This window comes from Pseudomonas sp. UBA1879, assembly GCF_002338065.1.
GTDB lineage: Bacteria > Pseudomonadota > Gammaproteobacteria > Pseudomonadales > Pseudomonadaceae > Aquipseudomonas.
Map to the genome: position 1 here is coordinate 58358 of NZ_DDHJ01000006.1, position 9387 is coordinate 67744.

7 protein-coding genes are annotated in these 9387 nt (G+C 62.8%); 4 read left to right on the top strand and 3 right to left on the bottom strand.

The genetic code is table 11. From position 1 onward, the window contains the following. The first annotated feature begins 28 nt into the window (after positions 1 to 28). Together B3N48_RS08605 and B3N48_RS08610 are read left to right on the top strand one after the other, a co-directional pair. Positions 29 to 1009: a sugar-binding transcriptional regulator gene (locus tag B3N48_RS08605; protein WP_296182098.1), complete on the top strand. Its 981-nt coding sequence runs from the start codon at positions 29 to 31 to the stop codon at positions 1007 to 1009. A 34-nt stretch (positions 1010 to 1043) separates the two neighbouring features. Continuing rightward, positions 1044 to 1763 carry an SDR family oxidoreductase gene (locus tag B3N48_RS08610; RefSeq protein ID WP_296182100.1) on the top strand — a complete coding sequence of 240 codons (720 nt, stop codon included), beginning with the start codon at positions 1044 to 1046 and terminating at the stop codon, positions 1761 to 1763. Here the strand turns inward: B3N48_RS08610 and B3N48_RS08615 are convergent. The 3 genes from B3N48_RS08615 to B3N48_RS08625 form a co-directional block, all read right to left on the bottom strand. After that, on the bottom strand, positions 1750 to 3294 hold the full coding sequence (locus B3N48_RS08615; RefSeq protein WP_296182102.1) for a xylulokinase: 1545 nt from the start codon (positions 3292 to 3294) through the stop codon (positions 1750 to 1752). The genes B3N48_RS08610 and B3N48_RS08615 overlap by 14 nt on opposite strands. A 625-nt stretch (positions 3295 to 3919) precedes the next feature. Continuing rightward, positions 3920 to 6274, bottom strand: coding sequence for an FdhF/YdeP family oxidoreductase (locus B3N48_RS08620; RefSeq protein ID WP_296182104.1), 2355 nt, complete (start codon positions 6272 to 6274; stop codon positions 3920 to 3922). 27 nt (positions 6275 to 6301) lie between these two features. Further along, positions 6302 to 7399, bottom strand: a complete 1098-nt coding sequence (locus tag B3N48_RS08625) for a catalase family protein (RefSeq protein ID WP_296182107.1) — start codon at positions 7397 to 7399, stop codon at positions 6302 to 6304. Positions 7400 to 7725: 326 nt separating this feature from the next. On the opposite strand from B3N48_RS08625, the gene B3N48_RS08630 reads away from it, so the two are divergent. Beyond that, on the top strand, positions 7726 to 8433 hold the full coding sequence (locus B3N48_RS08630) for an alpha/beta fold hydrolase (RefSeq protein WP_296182109.1): 708 nt from the start codon (positions 7726 to 7728) through the stop codon (positions 8431 to 8433). 55 nt (positions 8434 to 8488) lie between these two features. Continuing rightward, on the top strand, positions 8489 to 9286 hold the full coding sequence (locus tag B3N48_RS08635) for an SDR family oxidoreductase (RefSeq protein WP_296182110.1): 798 nt from the start codon (positions 8489 to 8491) through the stop codon (positions 9284 to 9286). Positions 9287 to 9387: the final 101 nt, after the last annotated feature.

The following is a 9387-nucleotide window of genomic DNA, read 5'->3' on the forward strand; positions in this document are numbered from 1 at the left end:
CCGTGCTCTCCGCGCCAAGGACACTGCCGTGCAGAACCGTTATCCCGAGTTCTCTCCCGACACCGACCCGGTGAACGCTGAGGATCAGCTGAACATCCGTATCGCCTGGTATTACTACGTCAACAACATGACCCAGCAGCAGATCGCCGACCGCCTCGGCATCACCCGGCTGCGGGTCAACAAGGCCCTCGCCACCTGCCGCGAAACCGGCGTGGTACAGATCCGCATCAATTCGCCACTGGCTTCTTGCATCGCCCTGGAAGACCAGTTGCAGGAGCGCTTCGGCTTGCAGCGGGTGACCGTCGTGCCGTCGCCGGAGGATCCGTCGACCATCTTTCGCGTGCTCGGTGTCGGCGTCGCGCCGAGCATCGAGGAGTACCTGATCGATGGCTCGATCATCGCCGTCGGCTGGGGGCGAACGTTGCGTCAGGCGGTGCGCGAGCTCCAAGGCCGCGCGCTGCCGAACATGACTGTAGTGTCGCTGCTGGGGGGGCTGCATTACGGTTCAGCGAACAACACCGTGGAAATCGCCTCCAGCCTCGCCACGCTGTTCGGCGGTTCCTACTACTACCTCGCGGCGCCGTTATTCGCGCCGTCCGAGCCATACCGCAGCATGATTCTCGAAGAAGCCTCGGTGCAGGACGTGTTGGGCAAGGCGCGTCAGGCCGATCTGGCATTGCTGACCGTGGGCGATTTGAGCGAACGCTCGTTGATGCTGGAGTTGGGCCTGGTCAATCCCGAAGATGCCCGGTCGCTGCGCGCGGCAGGCGCGGTAGGCGATCTGCTAGGGCGCTGGCTGGACCGCGACGGCATCGAGGTCAATCACCCGCTGAACCGACGGGCCATCTCGCTGGACCCGGACGATCTGCGCCAGATCAAGAAAGTCGTGCTGGTGTCGGGCGGGCCGTACAAAGCCGAAATCATTCGTGCCGTGCTGCTGCGCAATGTGGTTCATGAGCTGGTCATCGACGAAAGTGCGGCCCTCGAATTGCTGGCCCAGGAACACTGAACACGTCTTCCATAAACACCCTGGAGCACTGACCATGGCCACCTACGACTTCCTCGGCAAACGCGTTCTGGTAACTGGCGCAGGCAAAGGCATTGGCCGCGAAACCGTGCAATGGCTGACGCGCTGCGGCGCCGAGGTGATCGCTTTGGGGCGCAACCCTGACGACCTCGCCTACTGTGATCAGACACTGGTGGTCGACCTCGCCGACGCAGCCGCCACTCAGGCCGCGGTGGCCACGGTGCTGCCACTGGATCTGCTGGTGAACTGTGCGGGCGTGGTCGAGTTGGAATCGGTGCTTGAAACCTCGGTGGCGACGTTTGATCACTTGATGGCGGTCAACACCCGAGCGCCGATGGTCATCGCCCAAGTAGTGGCCCGCGATCTGATCCGCCGCGGCGTGCCGGGGGCTATCGTCAATGTCTCCAGCCTCGCGGCCAGCGTGGGGACCCGCGATCACCTGGCGTACTGCGCGTCAAAAGCGGCGCTGGACGCAATGACCCGGGTGATGGCCATGGAACTGGGGCCACACGGGATTCGGGTCAACAGCGTCAATCCTGTGGTGACGCTGACGCCGATGGCGGAAAAGGCCTGGAGCGATCCGGCCAAATCGGCGTCGATGCTGTCGCGCATTCCCCTCGGTCGCTTCGTTCAGCCGAGCGAAATTGCCTCGACCATCGCGTTTCTGCTGAGCGACGATGCGGCGATGATCAATGGCGTGACCTTGACCGTGGACGGCGGCTTCAGCGCTGGTTGAGTGCGGGGGTCGGACCGGGGCTGAGCCGCGCCAGACGCGGATACAGATCCCGCAGCCGCGGATAGAGTTCGCCGTACAGCGCCAGCAATTCACGATGGAATTCCCGCAGCGCCGGGTTAGGCAGGAAGGTTTCGCCATCCTGGGTCATGACCTGCGCCGCACTGGCGAAGTCTTGATACCAGCCCGCGCCGACTGCAGCCGCGATGCCCGCCCCCAGGCTCGACGCTTCTTGCGTCGTGGCGCGAATCACCGGGCGGTCGGTGATGTCGGCCATGATCTGGCACCACAATCGGCTCGCCGCGCCACCGCCGATGGCAACGAAGGTGTGCACCGGTTCACCCGTCGCTTGCACCATGTGCTCGGTCGCGACAGCCTGTTCCAAGGCGATGCCTTCGAGCACGGCGCGGTAGATCTGCGCACGACCGTGATCGGGCGATAATCCCAGCAGACAGCCCCGAGCATCCTGGTCCCAATAGGGGTTCATCACACCGTTCCAGTACGGCAGCAGCAGCAGCCCGGCGCTGCCTGGGGCGACGCGCGAGGCTTCGATTTCCAGACGGATCAGGCTGTCGGGCTGGGCCACGACGTCAATGTCGAAGAACTGCTTGAGCAGGCTGTTGATCAGCAACGTGCCGGACCGTAGCGAGGTTTCCAGCACATAGCCCTGGCGGTCGATGGCGCACAGGGTGCGAAAGGCATCGTTCACCAATGGGGTGTTGGCATAGACGCCAGAGACGATGGCCGTGCCCAGATTCAGATACGCCGTGCCCGCGCTGACCACGCCGATACCCAAGCCGCCCGCCTGGCCATCGCCGCCCCCTGCCACCACCGGCGTACCGGCAGGCAGACCGGTGAGGGTTTCAGCCGCTTCCGTGACCGCGCCCAGCACCGAGCCGGGGGCGAATGCCGTGGGAAAGCAACCGCTGTCGAGAGGGATGGGCAGCGCGCCGAGCACATCGTCTGCCCAACGGTGTTGATGAATGTCGAAGGCGCCAAACGGGTCGGCGCTGGCCCAGCTGGTGACGAACTGGCCGGTGAGTTTGCGCACCAGCCAGGCGTGGGGTTCGTAAACGTGACGAATGCGTCGGAACCGCTCCGGCTCGGCGTCGGCCAGCCACGCCAGACTGTAAATGGCCGGAGCCCAGTCGTGGGGTTTGCCGGTGATGCGGTGCAGACGTTCATGACCGACGCGCTGACAGAGGGTGGCCACTTCGTCTTTGCGGCGCTCGTCGAGCCAGAGCATCGCCGGACGCAGGAGACGGTCTTCGGCGTCGGTGACGGCAACGGTTTCGCGCTGGTTGACGATCGACACGGCGGCGATGGCGGCGCCCGGAATCAACGGTATCAATGCTTTCAACGCCTGCTGGGTGGCGCGCCACCAATCTTCAGGGTCTTGTTCATACGCGTTCGGCGCCGGCCGCGAAAGCCCCAATGGCGCCCTCGCCTGTGCCACCAACAGACCCCGCGCATCCCAGGCGATGGCCTTGCACGTGGTCGTACTCAGATCGATACCGATTACCAGCTTCTGCATGCGCGCCCTGCTCCGTCACTGTCCGTGACACTCCTCGAATCGAAGGGCAAGACTAGCTGAGAATGCAATGAAAAACCGCAACCGCAAACGCCCCGACGCACTCGCCCGACGTCAGGCCGCCTTCGCTGCCGTCGTACCTCCGGCGGCTCCTACGGCTCCGGGGTGTCTGAGGGTTTGCCTCTATTTCTGTAGGAGACGCCGGGGCCTGCGACGGCAGCGATGCGGTGGAGCAGGCACAGATGCGTTGACTGACAGACCGCTTCGCGGCCGTCGTACCTTCGGCGGCTCCTACCGGTCTGCGGTGTCTGAGGGTTTGGCACCATTCCTGTAGGAAACGCCGGAGCCTGCGACGGCAGCGACAGCGGTGCAGCAGGCACAGATGCGTTGACTGACAGACCGCTTCGCGGCCGTCGTACCTTCGGCGGCTCCTACGGGTCTGCGGTGTCTGAGGGTTTGGCACCATTTCTGTAGGAGACGCCGGAGCCTGCGACGGCAGCGACAGCGGTGGAGCAGTCAACGGCGAGTCGACTGACAGAACCCCATCGCGGCCGTGAGTCCTCCAGTGTCTTGAGATACAGATGAATGCGCAGGACCACGCCCTCATGGACGCCGACTGTCTGCTCCTCTACACCACCTGATCCCGCCGCGGCAGCGCGCGTTTCATGGCCTTGGCATCCGGTAGGGCCTTGTGCAACGTCACGGGCACCGACTTGGCCGCTGGGACTTTGCTGCGTTCGGCGTGGTGCCAGAGGGGGACCAGCGGGTTGCATTCGGGGTAATAAGCCGCCGCGCAGCCTGCCGGAATGTCGTAGGCGATGATTTGCAACGGGCCGACTTCGCGCAGCACTTCGGGTTCGATGGCGGTGCGCAGGTTGACCCACTCCCCGGGGGCGAAGCCCAGGCGCACGACATCATTGTGGTTCATGAACACCACGCTCCGCGTCCCGCTGACCCCACGAAAACGATCGTTGTAGCCGTACACCGTGGTGTTGAACTGGTCGTTGCTGCGCAGGGTCATCAGCTGGATCGCGTCGCGGGCGCCATGCCCTGGCGAGACATCATCGTCCTCATCGAGGCCGCGCGGTGCAATGAAGCGGGCCTTGCCGGTTTCGGTTTTCCACTGGCGCTGGGCCGCTGGCAACGGACGGTGAAAGCCGCCCTGTTCCCACATGCGCGTTTCGATGTCGTGGAAAATCTCCGGATAGACCTCGCTGATTGCTGCCCGGATTTTCGCGTAATCCTGACGCCACTCTTCCCAGGGAATGCGCACATCGCTGCTCAACGTCGCCCGCGCCAAGCCGGCGATGATCGCGACCTCGGAGCGCAACTGCTCACCGCTTGGCTCGCTGCGGCCCTGCCACGCGCGTATGCAGCCTGTACTGTCCTCAGTGGTGTACACCTGATCGACGCCGTCCTGCACGTCTTGTTCGATCTTGCCAAGGCATGGCAACAGCCACGCATTTTTACCGGGCACCAGATGGGTCCGGTTGAGCTTGGTCGCCACTTGCACGTTCATTTCCAGACGTGACCACGCGGGTTCCATCCGATCCGTGTCAGGGATGGCGCGCAAGAAGTTGCCGCCCAACCCGATGAAGGCTTTGACGCTGCCGTCCAGGATGCCCTCGCAGGTGTCGACCGTCGCCAACCCCTTGCGCTCCGGCACCTTGAACCCGAACAGCGCTTCGATCTTGTCCTTCGGCACTTTGGCCGGGTCTTCGGTGATGCCCACGGTGCGCTGACCCTGCACGTTCGAATGCCCACGCACCGGGCAGATCCCCGCCCCCGTTTTGCCAATGTTGCCGCGCATCAACAGCAGGTTGACCAGCATCTGCACGTTCTCGACGCCATGGCGATGCTGAGTCATGCCCATGCCGTAGATGATCATCACCCGTTCGCTGCGCGCGTACACCGTGGCGGCGGCTTCCAGGGCGCTGCGGCTGAGGCCAGAACGGCTTTCCAACTCGGGCCAGGTGTGCCGATCGACCTCCGCGACGAACGTCTCAAAACCATCAGTGTGTTCGGCGATGAACCCGTGATCCAGCACCTTACCGCCGCCCGCCCGGTCCATTTCCAGCAACGCCTTGGCAATGCCCATCACCGCCGCCGTGTCGCCGCCAATCGCCACTTGGTGGTACTGGGTGCTGATCACGGTGGATTCCGGGCCGAGCATCTCCCGGGGCGATTGCGGGTTGACGAAGCGTTCAAGGCCCCGTTCACGCAGCGGATTGAAGGTGATGATCGGCACGTCCCGCTTGCGCGCTTCCTGCAGCGGATGAAGCATGCGCGGACTGTTGCTGCCGACGTTCTGGCCGAAGAAAAAGATGCAGTCGGTGTGTTCAAAATCTGCAAGGGTGACCGTACCCACCGGAACCCCGATGCTTTCCTGCAAGCCCACTGAGGTGCTCTCGTGGCACATGTTCGAGCTGTCGGGCAGGTTGTTGTTGCCGTAGGCGCGCGCGAGCAATTGGTACATGAACGACGCTTCCAGAGACGCGCGGCCAGACGCATAGAACACCGCTTCCTCTGGCTTAAGTTGACGCAACTGGGCGCCAATCTCGGCGTACGCCTCGTCCCAGGTCGTGACTTTGTAACGGTCGGTCGTGGGGTCGTAGCGCAAAGGGTGAGTCAGGCGCCCGTGCTGCTCGAGATCGTAGTCATCCCACTGGCGCAGGTCGGCCAGCGAATGCTGTTCGAAGAAGTCCGGCCCCGTGCGCAGCGACGTCAATTCCCACGCCGTGGCCTTTGCGCCGTTCTCACAAAATTCCAGCGCATGGGGATTGCCCGGTTTGGCCCAGGCACAACTGACGCAGGCAAACCCCTTCGGCTTGTTTTGCCGAAGCAAGGCTGCAGGCGCCCTTCCGAGCGCCTGCTCGCGCCAGAGGATGTTCATGACCGAGTGGGCCGAGCCCCATCCCCCTGAAGCAGACGTGTAAGGGCGGTAATGGGCGGCAGTGTGCGAGGCGGGGTGAAGAAGCTGCATGGGTAAACCTATTCCAGAAAGGGAAGATCAACGGGGCTCGTGCACCGGACAGCCGTTGTGCGCTGCGCGAAAGCCTGACGACATCTCATAAGACGGTTTGCGCACGCGCATCACACCGCCGATCGGGCGGTGAGCCTGCAAGCCGTGCCACGGGCTGAACGCCATGCCGTCGTCGATCTGCCGAACGTGTTCCGGGCTCCACGACGGCTGCGGATCGACCTCGATGCGCGCCACGGTGACATACGGACTGAGGTCTTCCGGCCAGACCGCAGAAGCGTCCTCAACGGGCATTTTTTCCAGGTCGGTGGCGAGTTGCACGCGAACCTCCCACACCCCACCATGCTGGGCGAAATACTCGCTCACTGCCTGACGCAGCCCATCCGGGTTGCCGCCGAAATCCACGTGTTGGTCGGTTAATGCGGTCAGCGTGTCCGCCACCGGTGCCACCGATACCTTGACGTAATACGGCCCGTACAGCAGCGGCACGACGGTGTAAAACGTCTCGCCCAGGATGTGGGTCTGGGGATGACCGCCCAGGCTTTTCAGAGTGCCGCTTTCGCCGCCCATGGCCTCGATGGTCGATTCAACCCCGCGCAACAACGCCGAGAAGGCTTTCTTCATGCCAGGCGCCTTGTCCGTGGTCTTGGCCAGCAGCTTCAAGGTTTTCAGAAACGACTTGGGATCCGCTGCGGTGAACGCCTTGGCGTTCTGCATCACGAAGTCCTGGGTAACGTCGCCTTCCGAGCCGGGCAACCGCGGACCTTCGACCCCGATGATCTTCAACGCGAGCCCACGGGGCGTCGACACCTTGTCATCGAGAATGTCACCGGGGTTGGTCGAAAAGCGCATCACCGTCGGAAACGTGCCCGGCTTGGCGAACGCCCCTTGAGCGAGTTGCGGCGGCAGTCCTTCGGGCACGATAAGCCGACCCCGCAGCAAGCCGTGGGATTTCGCATGAACGCTGCGATTGGCGTGGCCCTCATCCTTGAACGTGGTTTCCATGATCGTGTGCAGGGTTTCGGCCAGCTCTTGACTGGTCTCGGCTTCATCGTCAGGCATCACTTCGAAAGACTGTTCGAACGGCAGCGGCACGACGGGTAGACGGTTCACGGGCGAGTCGGTCATCAACGGTTTCTCCACTTATCAGTCACGGTACAGGCAAGATCGGGGGGCACTTTGTAGGTGTGCGCTGTCCACACGAGCTCAATCCAGATGACTGCTGACCATTTGCCATTGTTCAGCGCGAAATCGAGTTTTGACGACCGGTGGTCGCAGTCCGTTGAAAAGCGCATGACGTTGGTAAAACGGTGGAACTTTGCCGTGCGGTTTTTATTCCACTGGCAAACCCCATGCGAGTGCCAGCGATGCCTGTCCACAGTCAGTTCGATAGCAGCCTTCCTCACAGCCGACAGGGTCGGTCGTCACGCGACAGTGCGGCGACGTTTGTGCTCATGCACTTCCTCGGCGGCTCTCACCGGACCTGGTTCCCGACCCTGCCGTACCTGGATGGCGAGCATCAGTGTGTGGCGCTGGACACCCCAGGTTTCGGCGATGCGGCTGAGGTCGAGGGCTACAGCGTCGAAGCGATGGTCGATTACGTAGACCGCTTCATTCGTACCCTGGATTTACACAATGTTGTGCTGGTCGGCCATTCCATGACCGGCAAAGTCGCCGTCGTGCTGGCCTCCCGCAAACCTGCCTATTTGAAGGGTCTTGTGCTGGTCGCCCCCTCGCCGCCTGGGCCGCAGCCAATGAGCGATGAGGACCGCGACCAGCAACGCCGCTACGGCAAAACGCGCCCGGAAGCTGAAGCGTTCGTCGATGAATCCAGCGCATTCCGGCTGGCGGATGACATTCGCGAAGTGGCGATCGCCGATGCTCAACGGGTCAATCTGCACGCCTGGCGCGCCTGGGTCGACCATGGCAGTCGTGAAGACTGGAGCGATCGCCTCGGCACCCTCGACTGTCCGGTGTTGCTGGTGTGTGGTGAAGCCGACGAGCAAGTCCCCGGCCCCGAAGAACAACGTCGTACCACGCTCGCCGCGTTCACTCGCAGTCGGCTTGAAATCATCCCTGGCGCTGGACACCTGATGCCGCTGCAGACGCCCCGGGCGCTGGCCGGATTGATGCTGGATTTTGTCCGCGAACAATGCAGCTGATCACTGCTGTGGTGCGGATTTCGCTTTTTCAAACGTGACTATCAACGAGGTGAGTATGGATTTGGGAATCAAAAATCGCGTGGCATTGGTGACCGGTGCCAGCGGCGGTATCGGCTTGGCCACGGCGAAATTGCTCAGCGAAGAAGGCGTGCGTCTGGTGCTGAGCGACGTCGATCAGGACACGCTGGAAAAGGCCTACACCGATGTCGCGGCCGAGTGCGTGTTCGTTGCCGCTGACCTGACCCGCCAAGACGAAGTCGAGAAAGTGGTCAAGGCCGGTCAGGCAAAGTTCGGCCAGATTGACATTGTGGTTCACACCGCCGGGGTGACTGGGGCTAAAGGCGATCCGCTGGAATTGCCGGATGAGGACTACCTGGAAGCGTGGAACACCGACTTCTTCTCCGCCGTTCGCGTGGCGCGGGCAACAATCCCGGCGATGCGCTCGCGGAACTGGGGCCGCTTTGTCTGCATCACGTCGGAGAACGCTGTTCAGCCCTACTGGGAGGAAGCGGTTTACAACACGGCGAAAGCCGCACTCGGCGCGTTCATCAAAAACCTGTCTTATAAAGAGGCTGCCCACGGCGTGCTGTGCAACACCGTGGCCCCTGCCTTCATCGAAACCGGCATGACCGACGGGATGATGAAAAAACGCGCAGAGGAAATGGGCGTCTCGTTCGATGAAGCCATCAAGAGTTTCCTCGATGAAGAGCGTCCAGGCATCGTGCAAAAACGTCGCGGCAAGCCAGAAGAAGTCGCCTCGGCCATCGCACTCCTGGTGTCGGACCGGGCGTCGTTCATCAACGGCAGCAATCTGCGCGTGGACGGCGGGTCGGTGCAAGCGATTCAGAACTGATCGCGACCCTGCGGCGTGGGGGCAGCGTCCATCGTTAGGTAGATGAACGAAGCTCGCCGCAGGACCTGTAGGAGCAGCCCGAGGCACGACGGCCGCGAAAG

Bases quoted from the DNA above. Each gene is read 5' to 3' on its own strand.
- B3N48_RS08610 (WP_296182100.1), top strand. From the start codon at position 1,044: ATGGCCACCTACGACTTCCTCGGCAAACGCGTTCTGGTAACTGGCGCA.
- B3N48_RS08615 (WP_296182102.1), bottom strand. From the start codon at position 3,294: ATGCAGAAGCTGGTAATCGGTATCGATCTGAGTACGACCACGTGCAAG.
- B3N48_RS08620 (WP_296182104.1), bottom strand. From the start codon at position 6,274: ATGCAGCTTCTTCACCCCGCCTCGCACACTGCCGCCCATTACCGCCCT.
- B3N48_RS08625 (WP_296182107.1), bottom strand. From the start codon at position 7,399: ATGACCGACTCGCCCGTGAACCGTCTACCCGTCGTGCCGCTGCCGTTC.
- B3N48_RS08630 (WP_296182109.1), top strand. From the start codon at position 7,726: ATGCACTTCCTCGGCGGCTCTCACCGGACCTGGTTCCCGACCCTGCCG.
- B3N48_RS08635 (WP_296182110.1), top strand. From the start codon at position 8,489: ATGGATTTGGGAATCAAAAATCGCGTGGCATTGGTGACCGGTGCCAGC.